The organism is Flavitalea sp. (assembly GCF_035489435.1).
Lineage (GTDB): Bacteria > Bacteroidota > Bacteroidia > Chitinophagales > Chitinophagaceae > DATHKG01.
Genome location: NZ_DATHKG010000064.1, coordinates 1 through 16,111 on the forward strand (window position 1 = coordinate 1; position 16,111 = coordinate 16,111).

Below are 16,111 nucleotides of genomic sequence, written 5' to 3' on the forward strand. Positions count from 1 at the left end.
ATGATTCAGCGCAGTACTGATTTAGTGTTTGCGGGTGGCTGTGATTATCGTTTGCGAACGCAGCTTTTACACGTGGCAGCGTTATCGGGTGCTGCCTTTGCAAGTAGTAGTTTTTGCGGGTGGCAGCGTTTGCGGGTGGCAGCATTTGCACGCGGCGTTTTTTTGCGGATGGCTGCGTTATCTCCTCCAATCGAATGTCAGATTGGTTTGAATATAGATCGGGCAGGGAATTGCAAAACCGAATATCAACTCATTTGTCTTCTATCGCTAAATAAGTGATTGGCTAATACACATGATTTGATGCTGATTGAATGATGGGACAAGGAACCTGCTATAGCGGACTCTTAAGAATTGCTATGACTAGTATGATATTCCCCCAAGTGGATGAGCTAGTTGGGAGCGGGATTGTGCCTTTGCGCGGCCTTCGTACCGTGGTCGGAGTTACTGAAGCCGATCAGGGCGATACTGCAACCAGCACTTGAAGAAACCCTAACAAAGCTGATCCGGGCAAAAAAAGCCGATCGGAGACAAGAACAAATAACGGCATAACGAAAGGTATTAACCACGGGACACAGCCGCAAAAAGGCACAATCCTGCTCCCAACGGTGCGAAGAAGCGACCAAAAACTGTTGCATAATAATGCTGATAAATTAATAAAACAATCGCTAAAATTTAAAGTTCCACGTAACCGCCGGAATAATTGGAAATAGCGAAACCTTCAGCGCTTCAATTTTCAGATCACCGGAAGTTGCAGTACCCGTCTGGTCGAAATAAATAAAATAAGGATTATACCGGCTGTATGCGTTGTAAATACTAAAAACCCAGCTCGTTTTGAGCTTTTTATTCTCACGATTCTGTGGCGTGAGTGTTGCCGAAAAATCAAGGCGGTGGTAAGCAGGAAGACGGTATTGGTTGAGTTTACTATACTCCTGGGTTAATACTCCGTTCACCAGGTAAAATCTTTCCGGCAGCGTTGTGGCATTACCGGTACCATAAACAAATACTGCAGAGAATTTCCACTTCTTGCTCAATTCATACATGCCAACTACAGACAAATCATGACGCCTGTCAAACTTTGCATAATAGGTTTCACCCCCGTTTAATTGAGGAAATTTTCTCCTGGTCCATGAAAGCGTATAGCCGATCCAACCGGTCAGTTTGCCTTTTGCTTTATTAATGAAAAATTCAGAACCATAACTCCAGCCCCTTCCGAATACAAATTCCTCTTCCGGATCGGTTAATGAAGGTGTGTAGCCTTCACCGTACTCGATCTGGTTCTCCATATTTTTATAATAAAGTTCAACCGAAGTTTCGAAGAGGTTGTTGTCGAAGTTTTTGAATAATCCAATCGCATAGAGCCAGCTTTTTTGGGGCAGAACCCGGTAGGTGCTGGGTACCCAAAGGTCTGTTGGTAAAGTTGAACCCGCATTACTGACCAGATGTATATATTGAAGATTGCGCGACACTGCTGCTTTCACAGAAGTTTCTTCGTTTATTGCATACCGTAACGAAAGCCTTGGTTCAGGTCCTCCGTAGGTTTTCACTACACCACTATTGTAAACGGTACTATCAATATGGTTTCCGTTAGCATCCTTTTCATAGATTGTGTGCGGACCCAGCTGGCTAAATGTGCTATAGCGCAGGCCTGCATTTAGCTGAAGTTTATCACTTATCTCCCAATCGTCCTGGATATAAACCCCCGTTTCAAGGGCATATTTTTTATTGACATTTTCCGGCTTGAATTCATTTTCTCCCTGACGGCCGCTTAACACATTTGGAATAAACGTATGATAAGTAGCAATTCCACCAAACTTCAGTTTATGCTGTGGTGCAGGATAATAATCGAGGTCGAGTTTAACACCAACATCCCTGATACCGGAAGACAGTTTTATTTCAAAGTCATTTTGTGTGGCTCCGAATGAAAAATTATAGCTGTTATAAACGGCTGTTGTATTTGCAAAAAGCTTTCGATTGAAAACATGGTTCCATCTTAATGTGCCTGTTGCGTTGCCCCAGGGTATGTCGGCCTTAAATCCACGTTCGGAATTCCTGAAATTAAATACATCACGACCAAAATAACCGCTGAGATAAAGACGATCACGGTCCGAGAATTTATAATTGACTTTTGTGTTCAGATCATAGAAATAATAACCCGAGCCATAAGCGGCATTAGACTTTGGAATAAAAGGCTTTGTCAGTACATCAATATAGGTGCGCCTGCCCGAAACAATAAACGATGCTTTGTCTTTCAGGATCGGTCCCTGGATCGAAAGCCTTGATGCGATCAGCCCCAGTCCACCGTCGACTTCCATTTTCTTCATGTTACCTTCTTTCATGGCTACGTCCAGCACAGAAGATAACCTGCCGCCATATTGAGGCGGCATACCACCTTTTATCAGGGATGTGTTTTTGATAGCGTCTGCATTAAAAATCGAAAAGAAACCGAAAAGGTGGCCGGTATTATAAACGATGGCATCGTCAAGTAATATCAGGTTTTGGTCTGGCCCTCCCCCACGTACATATAAACCGGTATTGCCTTCACCGGCATTTCTTACTCCCGGTAAAAGCTGAAGTGTTTTTAAAATGTCTGTCTCCCCCATCAATACGGGTACCGATTTGATCTGGTTGATGGAAAGGTCAATTCTTCCCATTTGCGAACTTTTTACATTCGCATCTCTTTTTTTGGAAGAAACGATTACTTCTTCCAGGTAGCCCTGCGGGACCAACTGGAAATTGTATACAAGGTTCTGTTTCAGATCTGCTTCAATCATCCTGGATTGATAGCCGGCGAAAGAAACCATGATCTGGTATTTGCCTTCATCCAGCGTGATAGAATAAAAACCGTAGTTGTTACTGTTAACTCCTTTTCCGCTTCCATTTACAACTATGGATGCGCCGATTAATGACTCAGCTGATAATGAATCACGAACATATCCACTCAATGTGAACTTATTTTGAGTGGGTTTCCACTTTGCGGTTTGATGTCCGGGGATCGGATCTGTAGTTAATTCGCCGACGGGAGATTGTTTGGTGGCTTCTTCGTTGTCGTGAGACTGTTCGGAGGCTGCTTCGTTGTCGTGAGATTGTTCGGAGGCTTCTTCTCTGTCGGGAGATTGTTCGGGGATTGCTTCGCAGCCCGCAAATTCTGGAGAAGCTGCGCCGTCGTTGGCATCTTTTGTGGAGACTGAACTGGCGCTGGGAACTTTTGAAGAAGCTGCACTGACGCTTGCAACTTTTGCGGAGACAACCTGGTCGTCGACAAACTGACCGGCGGCCGCCCGGTTCAAGGAAAGGCAGGATAAAACAATATTAATAACAATGAACATCCTGGTCATACCAGAACTTACGGAAAATTTTAGCGTTGATTCATCTACTGAGACCTCATTAAAAACTTTTCGCATGAACAATATTGAGATTGTTTCAATTGCAGGCTAACAGTCAGACAGTAACGAATGTTGACTATCAGATTAATGTTGATAACTGGACAAATGTTGACGCCAGGACGGATGTTATTTAATGCCAAATATTGAGTATCGACCACATGTTGTTTAATGCCAGATATTGACTTTCGAACGAGTGTTGTTAACTGTCCGGATATTGACTATCACAAAATGTTTACAACTGGACAAATGTTTACAACTAGACAAATGTTTACAACTGAACAAATGTTTACAACTGAACAAATGTTTACTATTGACGAATGATTACTATTGACGAATGTCGACAACTTATCAATTCTTGTATTCGAGTGAATCCTGGGTGCTACCACAGGTAAGCATCTTGTCACCGAAATATGGATTGCGGATATTTGCATCCTTGCTTAACCAATAGGCCCCTTTATTATCAAAGGCCATTGGACAGAATTGATAATATACTTTCTGACCTTCGTATTTCACCGTCCTGGTAAGACTCCATAAGGCATCCGAAATCATTTCAAATTCCTGTCTTTTATTTTCAATATTTTTCTCGCCTTTCAGGCCAAGAGCTGACCCGGTAATGGTCCCGGCGAAGTTTTTAGCTGTTGCTTTGATCATCCCGGTTGAATCACCGGTGATTTCATCCGTTTTTAGTGATTCGGACGCTATAGCGAGATTTACGGCAGCTGCATTTGCTTTAACCGTGTCACTTTCAACAAGTGCATCTTTTACAGAGAAATAGGCAGTCAGCAGTTCATTAAAAGAATCGTTGAAAGCGCCGGACTTTTGACCAAGGCTAAGCGGTTTAGGTTTTTCTGCCTTTGGCTCATCAGATTTATTTTGCCTGAACAAGTAGGTAGCAAAAGCTGCAATTACAAGAACAACAACGATTAAGACGACTTTTTTCATTTCCCCTGGGATTTTCGTAAAGTTAGTGGATTGCCGTTTAAATTCGTGCCGCTTAGGTGTTTATCAGTATTTTTGCAAATTCTAAGGATTAAGCTGGGTGATGCACTGGACGCAGCCAGTCTTATTCGCTATTTTGTGAATTTTATAATTGCTAATTTGTTTTATGCTCGCAGGATTAACTAATGTGACTTTTGAATTTGGAGCCCGTGTTTTAATTGAAGATGCCACCTGGCATATTCAGCCAAACGAAAGGATCGGACTAATAGGTTTTAACGGAACAGGCAAATCTACTTTACTTAAATTATTGGTAGGTCAATACTCTCCTTCGGCAGGTACGGTAGAACGCAGTAAAAATACGTCTATAGGTTATCTGCACCAGGATCTCCTAAGCTTCGATACCGCGGATTCTATTTTTGAAGTTGCCCTCGGCGCCTTTGAGAAGGTGCTAAAGCTTGAACACGAAATAGAAGTAATCGGCAAGCAGCTTGAACAGAGTGCAGGCAAACCGGAGGAGGAAGAATTATTGATCCAGTATACCGACAAGCTTCATGAAATGGAAACCCTTGATGGATATAATATTCATCATAAAACCGAAGAAGTTCTCCAGGGGCTCGGTTTTCCAAATGCAGATCTTAAACGACCCTTCCGGGAGTTCAGCGGGGGTTGGAGGATGCGTGTGCTTCTTGCTAAAATGATCCTGCAGGAACCCGATCTTTTATTGCTCGATGAGCCGACGAATCACCTTGATCTTCCTTCTATAGAATGGCTTGAAAAATACCTGTTGCATTACCAGGGTTCAGTGGTAATTGTAAGTCACGATAAATATTTCCTAAACCGGATGGTTACCAAAATCGTGGAAGTATATCAAAGGGAACTACATATTTATAGTGGTAACTATGAATATTATGAGGCTGAAAAGGAAATGCGTGTTGAGCTTCAGCAGCGGGCCTTTGAAAACCAGCAGGATTATATTAAACAACAGGAAAGATTTATAGAAAGGTTCCGTGCGAAAGCATCCAAAGCTGCAGCGGCCCAGAGTGCCATGAAGCGACTCGATAAGATCGATCGCATTGAAGATGTACAGATCGAAAGACCGGATCTTAAAATCAACTTTCAGGTTGATAAGATACCCGGTAAAGTATTGTGCGAGCTGAAGCACATTAATAAATCATTTGGTGATAATGTAATCATCAAAGATGCATCGGCCTATATAGACCGTGGTGATAAGATTGCATTGATCGGTGCGAACGGAAAAGGCAAGTCTACCATGCTACGAATTATAGCTGGTGTTGAAACTTATAATGGTGAACGCAAGTGGGGACACAATGTTGAGGAAAGTTTTTATGCGCAACACCAGCTGGAAGCTTTGAATGTAAATAATACCGTTATTGAGGAAATGAAGGAATGTGGAAGTCAACGAACTGACCAGGAATTAAGAACCTTGTTAGGATGTTTTCTTTTCAGCGGAGATGATGTTGAAAAAAAGATCAAAGTATTAAGTGGTGGTGAAAAGGCCCGGGTTGCACTTGCAAAAACCATCGTAAGCAAGGCAAATTTCCTTATGCTCGATGAGCCGACGAATCACCTCGATATGCACTCCTGTGATTTGTTAATCGGTGCACTCAATAAATACCAGGGCAGTATTATCCTGGTGAGTCATGATCGTTATTTTGTTTCCAAAACGGCCAATAAGATCTGGGAAATTGTTGACCAGCAAATAAAGGAATTTGATGGTGGCTATGAAGAATGGGTTGAGTGGAAAGAGCGGATGAAAAAAGCTCAACAGGCCTCAGCAAAAAGTGAATCAAAAAAAAAGGACGATAATGACTCCCGGAAACAGCCTCAGCAGGATATAGTAGCAAAAAAAGAAAATACTGCCCCTGCGCCTGCGGCAACTAAACCGGTTGCCCAACCACAGGCTCCTATAAACAAGGATGCAAAAAAAGAATTACAAAGACAACAAAAACTTTTCCAACAACTCGAAGAAAAGCTTGGTGAACTGAATAAAACGAAATTAAAATTTGAAGCAGACCTGGCTTCGCCCGAAGTTTATGCTGACCGCAACAAATTTGTTGTGGCAGAATCGGGTTATAAAAAAGCTTCGCAGGAAATTGAATCGCTGAATAAAGATTATGAAAAAGTTTTTGAGAAGATAATGGAGCTGGAAACCGAGCTGGGAGTTAATAATTAATGTGACAACCATTCAGAGTACCTGTGGCATCTTGTTGATTAATCATTACTAATCTGAAAACTTTGTCACTAACCAAATTCAGGCTGGACTATATTGTGATTACCCTGCTCATCTTCCTGGCTTATAGCCCCGTGAATGGTCAGGACATCCGTGTACGGCCAAAAATCGGTGTGGCCTTAAGCGGTGGAGGTGCCAAGGGCCTCGCACATATCGGCATCCTGAAAGCCATTGACAGCGCGGGCCTCAAAGTTGACTACATCACAGGTACAAGCATGGGCAGTATAATCGGAAGCCTTTACGCTATTGGATATTCTGCAGATTCCATTGAAAAACTGGCGAGGAAAATCGATTGGGATATACTTCTTTCAAACCAGGCTTCCCTGAAAGCTTTGATCATTGAAGAAAAAGATGAGTATGGAAAATATGCCATTGAGTTACCCTGGGTGAATCATGGATTTCGTTTACCAAGTGGTGTACTGGAAGGTGAAGAATTATGGCTGAAGTTTTCCGAACTGTTTTTCCCTGTCTATAATATCAAGAAATTTTCAGATTTTTCGATCCCCTTTAAATGTATTGGTGCGGATATCGCCACAGGTGAAACCGTTATACTTGACAGTGGTGAGATTGTCACTGCCGTTCGTGCAAGCATGGCGATTCCTTCAGTTTTTACTGCCGTTGAGCACAACGGCCGTAAGCTTGTTGACGGCGGAGTAGTAAGAAACTTCCCTGTTCGGGATGTACGCGAAATGGGAGCTGACTATGTTATTGGGTCTAATGTGGCTCTGGGCTTATTGCCAAAAGAAAAAGTGACAAATGCTATCCAGATACTAATGCAGATTGCATTTTTCAAGGAATCCGAAGACAATAAAAAAGAGGTGGAGTCTACAGATATGTATATAACCCACCCTATTGAAAATTATAATGCCGGGAGTTTCAGCCGCTCAGAAGAATTACTGGAAATTGGGCTTGAAGAAGGCCGTAAAATGTACCCGGCGTTAAAACGTCTTGCCGACAGCCTTAACGAGATTTATGGAGTTCCGGTAATTGCCAAAAACAGGTTGCCCGTTATTGATTCCCTCAAAATTTCAGACATTGAGATTAATGGCCTCGATAAAACAACAAAGGACTTTTTCCAACATATGATGGGGTTCTATGAAAACAAGTTTTATACGACAGCCCGTGTTTCAAACATGATCAGGAGGGTCTTCGGCACCCGCTATTATAGTCGCATCGTATACCGCCTGGAATCCTTGCCAGATGGTTCCGTTAAAATTATTATTGATGTCGTCGAAAATCCCAGGACTTTTGCGAAGGTAGGGATACATTATACCCAGTTTACAGGTATAGGTTTACTGCTGAATCTTACCAGCAGGAACTTTTTTTTACCTCATTCCCGTAGCCTTGTTACAGTAAACCTGGGCGAAACTTTCCGTGCGAGGGCGGAGCACCTTCAATACCTTGGCCGTGGGAAAAATGTTGCTCTGATACTTGGAACCCAATATGAAAGGTTCGATATGAACACCTATCAGAACTATAAACGGGATGGACTGTATAAAATGCACCTGTTTAAAGGCGATGCAAAAATGGAACATTCAACCAGCAGGAAATATACACTGGGGGCCGGTACAAGATATGAATGGATACATTATAATCCATCTATTCAATCAAGCTTTGAACTCGATGGCAAAAATGAATTTTTAACAACATATGGATACTTCGGGGTCAACACACTTGACAGGTCAATTTATCCCAGGCGGGGATGGAAGATAAATGGTGAGTTCGGACTCATTTATAACCAGTCTCCCGATATAACATTTTATTCAGAAGGTGTGCCGGTGGGCAATCTTGATTCATTTGGTATCTCCTATTCAAATTTTCAACAGGCAAAGCTTAACGTCGAGGCCTATTTGACCCTGAGTCGCCGGTCAACCTTGTTTACAAATTTCCAGGGCGGAATTAATTTCGGCTATAACCAGAATATCTTAAATGATTTTATTATTGGTGGGATGTATAGTCTTTTCAGGAACCAGATAACATTTGCGGGTCTCGATGAAGCAGCTGTTTATACTCCAAGTGTTGCCGCTTTACAAATCGGTTACCGTTTCCAGTTATTCAATAATCTTTTCATCATTGCCCGATCAAACGGATTGGTCAATAATTTTATCAGTAAAGACAATGTGTTGCAGAGACCTGCATTTCTCTCCGGCCATGCTTTGTCCATGGGATATAATTTTGCACTCGGACCCCTTGAAGTGAGTGCCGCTTACAGCGACCAGTCAAAGCAAGTGCAGTCTGTGATCAGCCTTGGTATTTCTTTCTGAATCCTCCAAAGCATCCCGGCTTTTTATGAAATCGGTTACCAGGTAAGTGATAAGTTTACCGGTTGTTTCGGATTTTCTGCCATCATTGAGTTGTACAGCACCCTCACAAATATGGAGATAAGCCACTTTCAGATTACTGGCTGTAAAAGTTACATATTGCCTGGCATCCCTTGATGATATACCACTGGGTGTTTCTGCGCTCGACAGGACTCCTTCAACACAATCAAGATCAACTTCGATGCCTGTGAAATTATCTTCCATATAGCTGGTGGCATGTGCTACTGCCTGGATAAAATTTCTTTTTTCGCGGACAAAAATATCTTCATAGGTAATGAAATCCATAAATGGATTGTTTGCTATATCCAGCCAAACGTTCTGGGGAAGATAATTCTCCTGTAACCCTATTATACAGTATTTCTCGAGGAAACCATCTTCTTCGGCATACCGGAAACCATTACCGCTATGTCTTCCCTCAATCGGCCGGAAATCAGCATGTGCGTCAAGATTCACTGCGTTAATCTGGGCGAGTGGTATCAGTCCTGATTTATATAAACCTTTTGCGGCACCTTTTATAAGAGGGTATGAATTATTGTGTCCGCCTCCTATAGCGATGGGGATCTTGTTGAGAGAGGTGATTACTTTCACCAGGCTTTCCACTTCTTCATCTATCACATGTACTGCATGCCTGTAAGCGTCCACTTTTTCTTCGTAACTATGTGCGTTTTGTTCGATAAGAAATTTGATATCGCCGAAATCAAAATGGCCCATGAGCATGATATCATCACCCGATAAAAAATCATTGCTCTGGATGTTCAGGAAAGCGGTTAGAAAAGGGGTCCATATTGAATCGGTACCACCTGTGCCTTCATTCGCCCGTACACCGATATCTTCAGGAATTCCAAAAACTACATATTTACAGTGGGATTCGCTGATCATTTTTTCAAGTGTGCCGGTACCCTCAACACAATGTATTTCCTCCCCCAGCTTGGTTTCAAATCTCCGGATCTTTGTGTGATATAATACATCCTGCTTTTTATAAAACTTGAAATGTATCATGCGATTTTTTTTAGTTGGTACAATTATTATTATTCACTTTTCAATGGCTGAATTTCCCTTTTTCAATGTTTAAATTATAACATATTCCTGAACATTAGCCATCGAAATCTCAGGGATCTACCGGTTTTCCGGATACTATTGCCTGGTGTATCAGGTTAGAACCAAAAGAATAAGGTAAATATCCTAAAGAAGGAATTCTTTCTGTGATAATCAGGTTCGCCTTTTTGCCAGCTGTAATAGATCCGGCCAGCTTCTCAACTTCCATTGCAAATGCCCCGTTCAGGGTGGCAGCATTGATGGCTTCCTCCGGTAATAATTTCATTTGAATACAAGCCAGCGATAAAACCAGGTTCATGTTTCCGCTTGGGCTTGAACCCGGATTATAGTCGGAGGCAAGGGCTATTGCGCAACCTGCATCAATCATTTGACGTGCGGTTCCCACCCGCATTCCAAGGAAAAATGCCGCGCCTGGTAAAAGCGTGCCTATGGTTGTCGAGTCCGCCAGGGCGCGGATCAGCTTTTCACTCATTGTTTCCAGGTGATCAACCGATAACGCATCAAGCTTTATGCCGGTCTCAACACCGCCGGAGAGATTTAACTGGTTTGCGTGTATTTTGGGTTTGAGTCCATATGCCATTCCGGCCCGGCAAATCTGCTCTGTTTCTTCTGGTGAAAAAAAACCTGACTCGCAGAAAACATCTATGTAGTCGGCCAGCTTTTCTGCTGCTATCACAGGCAGCATTTCATCTACGATCAATCCTATATATGCCTGGTGATCGTTTTTATATGCCGGCGGGTAAGTATGTGCTGCCAGGAAAGTAGACTTAATAAGCAGGTTGCTTTCCCGCTTTAGTCTTTGAATCACCCTCAGCATCTTCAATTCACCGTCTACCGTTAATCCATAACCGCTTTTTATTTCAACAGCTCCGGTTCCAAGTTTTGCTATTTCAAACAGACGTCTTTTTGCGGCTTCGTATAATGTCTGTTCACTGGTATCGTTTAATATCCGCGCTGAATTCAGGATGCCACCGCCTTTGGCTGCGATTTCAGCGTAGCTCAGTCCTTTTATTTTATCAACAAATTCATTTTCCCGGCTACCCGTAAAAACCAGGTGAGTATGACTATCGCACCAGGATGGCAAAACCATGCGCCCTTTCAGATCGGTAATTTCCGCAGGGTTTGAATAATTCAGATCGACCATCTGTCCGAAAGAAGCAATTTCATCATCTTCAATCACGAGGTAAGCGTTGTCAATACAGGGCAGGTTCGAAAGCCCGGCCCCACGCAACAGTTGATTTTCTGTCCGGCAGTTTACAAGTGATTTAATATTTGTCAGGATCGTTGTTGACATTATCAGATTAATTCCATCTGTTGAAGATAATCATGCTGCAGATCTTCATGAAGTCCCGTGATCAGTTTTTCAACTTTTTTTTGCTGGCCATTGTAGATATTTGCCAATAAAACACTTTTCTGCAAGGGAATCTTTGTTTCCTTTATTTTCCGTAGAAAATAAATCAAAAGTTCTACTTCTGCTGTTTTTCCGGATATATAACGAATATGCTTGTTAGTTATTCTTAATATTTTCCTAAGCATTTTTTTTGTATAGTAGATATTTGATTGGTTGATCTCAACAAACATTTCATCCATTTCATTTTTTACCGAACGTATATAGTCGTTTTCATCGCCTGCTTCAAATAAGAGGTAGCTTATTAATTCTTTGTTTTCTTTTTTGAATTTGGCAAGACGTAAACATATTTCAGTTAGCCTGGCAGGTTGAAGGTGGATCAGTTCCTGCTTAATTTCATGTACAGTCGCCGCTTTCATTAAAATATTTTTCTGAGAAAGTTAATATTCATTACAAACATACTTCACCCTCCCTTTACAGTTGTTGTTTTAATATATTTGCAATCTTTAAAGTACTCAAAAAGCTCGCGGCAACCGGGAACTTATGTACTTAGATGGCATAGATTTTAAGTTTCAATCAGTTAAATAATATCAGTTAAATAATAAAAGGATGGAGATACCAGATTTTTCGGACCCGGCCATATGGATCAGCCTGCTGACACTTACTTTTCTTGAAATTGTATTGGGTGTTGATAACATCATCTTTATCTCTATTATTTCCGATAAGCTTCAACCCGATCAGCAAAAGCGGGCAAGAACTATGGGATTATTGCTGGCTATGGCTTTCAGGATCCTGTTGTTACTGGCAATAACCTGGATTATGCGGCTCACCGAACCGTTGTTCACTATTCCCTTCATCAAAAAAGATGGCGAGTCGATTGGCATTTCCTGGAAGGATCTCATTTTGATGGCTGGTGGTATTTTCCTGATCGCAAAAAGCACGCTTGAGATACACCACAAACTGGAGAAGTCAGCACCCGAAGATGGAGTTAAACCGGTCTATACCGGGTTTGCAAATGTGGTGCTACAAATTGTGTTGATAGATGCTGTATTTTCTTTCGATTCCATATTAACTGCGATCGGCCTTGTTGATGAGGTGTTTATTATGATTATTGCGGTAGTGATATCTATCGGTATTATGATCGCTTTTAGCGGGGCAATAAGCCGGTTCATCAATAGAAACCCGACACTTCAGATGCTTGCCCTTGCTTTCCTGATAGCTATCGGTATTATGCTTGTCGCCGAAGGATTTCACCAGGAAATCAACAAGAGTTATATCTATACCATGATAGCGTTCTCGCTGGTTGTCGAACTGTTAAACATGCGCCTGCGTAAAAGATCTGAGAGTATAAAGCTCAAAAATTCAAGGGACGCAGAATAAATTCAGAAGTCTGGGAGCATGCAAGTTATCCAGCACCTTAGGATTAATTAAAGCTATGGACCAGATAAAGTCAGTTTTCAAATGAACAATAGTGTGTTAAAGACCAAGCGAATGCTTCAACGCTGTCGCTTTAGCTTCATCGTAACCGGCGTCGGCATGACGAATTACACCAATCCCTGGATCATTCCTGAGTACTCGGCTTAATCTCGCCGCAGCTTCTTCAGTACCGTCGGCAACTATTACCATCCCTGCATGGATGCTATAGCCCATTCCTACCCCACCCCCATGGTGAAGGCTAACCCAGCTGGCCCCTCCTGCAGTGCTTAACAGTGCGTTGAGTATCGGCCAGTCGGCCACCGCATCGCTACCATCCAGCATTGATTCCGTTTCCCGGTTTGGTGATGCAACCGAACCGGTGTCAAGATGATCCCGCCCAATCACGATAGGTGCTTTTACTTTGCCGTTTTTCACCAGTTCGTTAAAAGCAAGCCCGGCGATTTCGCGTTCACCTTGTCCCAGCCAGCAGATCCGCGCGGGAAGACCCTGGAAAGCTATCTTTTCTTTCGCAAGATCAAGCCAGCGGATCAGTGATTTGTTCTGCGGAAATAAATTCCTGATAACATCATCCGTAACAGCAATATCAGCCGGGTCACCACTTAACGCCGCCCAGCGGAAAGGACCTTTGCCCTCACAAAAAAGAGGTCTGATATAGGCGGGCACAAAACCAGGGAAACCAAAGGCATTAGGAAGTCCTTTTTCAGCTGCCCTTGCGCGGATATTGTTTCCATAATCAAAACAAACAGCGCCAGCCTGCTGCAGCTCAAGGATCAGCTCAACATGCCTGTACATCGAACGGTATGCGAGTTCAAGATATTTATCGGGATCGGCAGATCTTAACACCCGGGCAGCTTCCGGTTTAATTTCATGAGGCCAGTATCCAATAAGTGGATCATGGGCAGAAGTCTGGTCGGTACAGGTATCTGGAACGATTTTTCGTTCAAATAGCCGTTGCAACAAATCGACTGCGTTAGAAACAACCCCGATTGACAAAGGCAAATTGTTTTTTTTCGATTCAACCGCCTTGTCAATGGCTTCATCAATGTCTTCAATCATTAGATCACAATACCTGGTCTGCAGTCTTTTTTCAATCCGCCACTTTTCAACCTCAGCAATCAGTGCTACTCCGCCATTCATAGTAATTGCAAGTGGTTGTGCTCCACCCATACCTCCGAGTCCTGCAGTTACATGAATGGTGCCTTTCAAACTGCCATTGAAATGTTTATCTGCAATGGCAGCATAGGTTTCATAGGTGCCCTGAACAATTCCCTGTGACCCGATATAGATCCAGGAACCGGCAGTCATTTGGCCGTACATCATCAGGCCTTTTTTTTCAAGCTCATCAAAATGTTTCCAGTTTGCCCAGTTAGGCACGAGTTGGGAATTACTTATTAATATACGCGGACTGTTCGCATGGGTTTTCATGATGGCTACCGGCTTACCACTTTGGATAAGCAGCGATTCATCATTTTCAAGTTTTTTAAGCGAACTGATGATCAGGTCCAATGCTTCGAAATTCCTGGCTGCCTTACCACGACCACCATAAACAATCAGATCGTCCGGCCTTTCAGCCACAGCAGGATCCAGGTTGTTTAATAACATTCTTAATGCTGCTTCCTGTATCCATCCTTTACAATTAAGGGTGGTTCCGGTTGGAGTCCGGTATTTAACCGGGTCATATTTTGTTTGCATTAATCTAAGATTATATTGTTCCTTGTCGCAACCTGGTTTACATAATTCACAAACGAAAAATCACTGATCATTGCCGTTATTTTATTAATATCATCTGAGAAGACCCTGTCCTCTTCAGCAAAACTTACTGTCTCACGTACATGCTCATGCGCAGCTTCAAGTAAAAGACTGCTTTTTAATGGCCTGCGAAACTCTATGGCCTGGCAGGAAGTCAGCAACTCAATGGCAAGTATGTACTCAAGATTGTCCAGCACCTGGTTTAATTTGCGGCCACTGATACTTCCCATACTCACATGATCTTCCTGTCCCAGTGAGGTAGGTATGCTATCGGCGCTGGCCGGGAAACACAAAGTTTTATTTTCCGTAACCAGTGCTGCAGTTGTGTATTGGGGTATCATGAATCCGCTGTTAAGCCCCACTTTTCTCATCAATAACATAGGCAGTCCCCATTTGCCCTCAAGCAACAGGTAACATCTCCTGTCGCTGATATTTCCAATTTCCGCGGCTGCGAAACAGGCATAGTCGAGCGGAAGGGCCAAAGGCTGGCCATGAAAATTGCCTCCGCTGATGGTTGTGTTTTCATCAAAAATGATAGGATTATCTGTTACGGCATTTAATTCTATTTCTGTCAGTTCTTTGAGATGTGCCCAGGCATTTCTTGAAGCCCCATGCACCTGGGGTATACATCGCAGTGAATATGGATCCTGCACCCGGCCGCAATCAACATGGCTTTGCATGATCTCCGAACCTTCAAGAAGGTGACGCAAACGTTTAGCTACATGGATGGTTCCCTTAAAAGGTCTCAATGCATGAAGTCTTTCATCGAACGGTGCTTTTGTGCCCGATAGCGCCTCCAGGCTCATCGACCCAATGATGTCAGCTGCTTCCAGGCAATTCAGCATACGTTGCACACCCTTAATTGCGAATGCAAGTATGAACTGTGTTCCGTTTATCAGTGCCAGCCCTTCTTTTGGCCCAAGCTGGAGTGGCGCCAGCTCATAGCTATCCAGGAAAGATTTTGATCGCTTTGCCGTAGATGCTGACCTGGTCGATATATTGTATTCGATACATTCACCAAGACCAATCAATGGCAGAAAAAGGTGGGCAAGCGGTGCGAGATCGCCGGAAGCTCCCACGGAACCTTTTTCAGGGACCACGGGAATGATATTATTATCGATATGCCAGAGAATTCGTTCTATGGTTTCCAGTCTTACCCCGGAATAACCGCGGGCAAGGGCATGCACCTTGGTAATCATCATCAGTCTCGCTATCTCAGGATCAACCGGTTTTCCAACTCCAACACTATGACTTTGCAGGATTTTATGTTGTAATAATTTCGTGTCTTCAGGAGAGATCCGTTCATTTGCCAGGATTCCAAACCCGGTATTGATGCCATAAACCGTTTGATTGGTTTCAACGATATAATTTACATAAAGCTGGCTTTTGAGAATATTTCTTACGGCCTCATCACTTAACACACCCTGGATTGAACCATTGCACAAACCTGTTACTTTTTCTATGGTAAGTGTTTCGATTCCGTATTGAAAGATATTGTTCATTTGAATGTTTTGCCCGGCTTCAATATAAATCAAATTCGTCTTCCATCATTGATAATGAAAATTTGTTCGTAAATTTTCGCCTTCAATAATTTATGCGTTTATATATTCAAATCTAACTTAAACTG

General features: G+C 42.7%; 11 protein-coding genes. 4 read left to right on the forward strand and 7 right to left on the reverse strand.

What is annotated here, in order from left to right; genetic code table 11:
- A partial coding sequence (locus VK664_RS09600) for a hypothetical protein (RefSeq protein WP_461398429.1) occupies positions 1–279 on the forward strand: 279 nt, incomplete at its 5' end.
- Between the two features lie 386 nt (positions 280–665).
- Here VK664_RS09600 and VK664_RS09605 read toward each other — a convergent pair.
- Together VK664_RS09605 and VK664_RS09610 are read right to left on the reverse strand one after the other, a co-directional pair.
- Positions 666–3,401, reverse strand: a complete 2,736-nt coding sequence (locus VK664_RS09605; protein WP_461398430.1) for a TonB-dependent receptor — start codon at positions 3,399–3,401, stop codon at positions 666–668.
- Between the two features lie 330 nt (positions 3,402–3,731).
- A complete protein-coding gene (locus tag VK664_RS09610; RefSeq protein WP_461398431.1) occupies positions 3,732–4,325 on the reverse strand; it encodes a DUF3347 domain-containing protein in 594 nt (197 codons plus the stop codon).
- Positions 4,326–4,488: 163 nt separating this feature from the next.
- On the opposite strand from VK664_RS09610, the gene VK664_RS09615 reads away from it, so the two are divergent.
- Complete coding sequence (locus tag VK664_RS09615; RefSeq protein WP_461398432.1) at positions 4,489–6,516, forward strand: ABC-F family ATP-binding cassette domain-containing protein; 2,028 nt, start codon at positions 4,489–4,491, stop codon at positions 6,514–6,516.
- Positions 6,517–6,578: 62 nt separating this feature from the next.
- Positions 6,579–8,837, forward strand: coding sequence for a patatin-like phospholipase family protein (locus VK664_RS09620; RefSeq protein ID WP_461398433.1), 2,259 nt, complete (start codon positions 6,579–6,581; stop codon positions 8,835–8,837).
- On the opposite strand, the gene VK664_RS09625 is transcribed toward VK664_RS09620, so the two are convergent.
- The 3 genes from VK664_RS09625 to VK664_RS09635 all read right to left on the reverse strand — a co-directional run bounded on the left by VK664_RS09625 (position 8,793) and on the right by VK664_RS09635 (position 11,717).
- The gene (locus VK664_RS09625; protein WP_461398434.1) at positions 8,793–9,893 is read right to left on the reverse strand and encodes a formimidoylglutamase; all 1,101 of its coding nucleotides are present in this window, start codon (positions 9,891–9,893) and stop codon (positions 8,793–8,795) included. The genes VK664_RS09620 and VK664_RS09625 overlap by 45 nt on opposite strands.
- A gap of 109 nt (positions 9,894–10,002) precedes the next feature.
- Positions 10,003–11,244, reverse strand: a complete 1,242-nt coding sequence (gene hutI / locus VK664_RS09630; protein ID WP_461398435.1) for an imidazolonepropionase — start codon at positions 11,242–11,244, stop codon at positions 10,003–10,005.
- 2 nt (positions 11,245–11,246) lie between these two features.
- A complete protein-coding gene (locus tag VK664_RS09635) occupies positions 11,247–11,717 on the reverse strand; it encodes a hypothetical protein (RefSeq protein ID WP_461398436.1) in 471 nt (156 codons plus the stop codon).
- 190 nt (positions 11,718–11,907) lie between these two features.
- Here VK664_RS09635 and VK664_RS09640 point away from each other — a divergent pair, with 190 nt between their 5' ends.
- Positions 11,908–12,678, forward strand: coding sequence for a TerC family protein (locus VK664_RS09640; RefSeq protein WP_461398437.1), 771 nt, complete (start codon positions 11,908–11,910; stop codon positions 12,676–12,678).
- A 96-nt stretch (positions 12,679–12,774) separates the two neighbouring features.
- Here VK664_RS09640 and hutU read toward each other — a convergent pair whose 3' ends face one another.
- Positions 12,775–14,427, reverse strand: coding sequence for a urocanate hydratase (hutU, locus tag VK664_RS09645; RefSeq protein ID WP_461398438.1), 1,653 nt, complete (start codon positions 14,425–14,427; stop codon positions 12,775–12,777).
- The gene (hutH, locus tag VK664_RS09650) at positions 14,427–15,986 is read right to left on the reverse strand and encodes a histidine ammonia-lyase (protein WP_461398439.1); all 1,560 of its coding nucleotides are present in this window, start codon (positions 15,984–15,986) and stop codon (positions 14,427–14,429) included. The genes hutU and hutH overlap by 1 nt, the downstream gene beginning before the upstream one ends.
- Positions 15,987–16,111 lie beyond the last annotated feature (125 nt).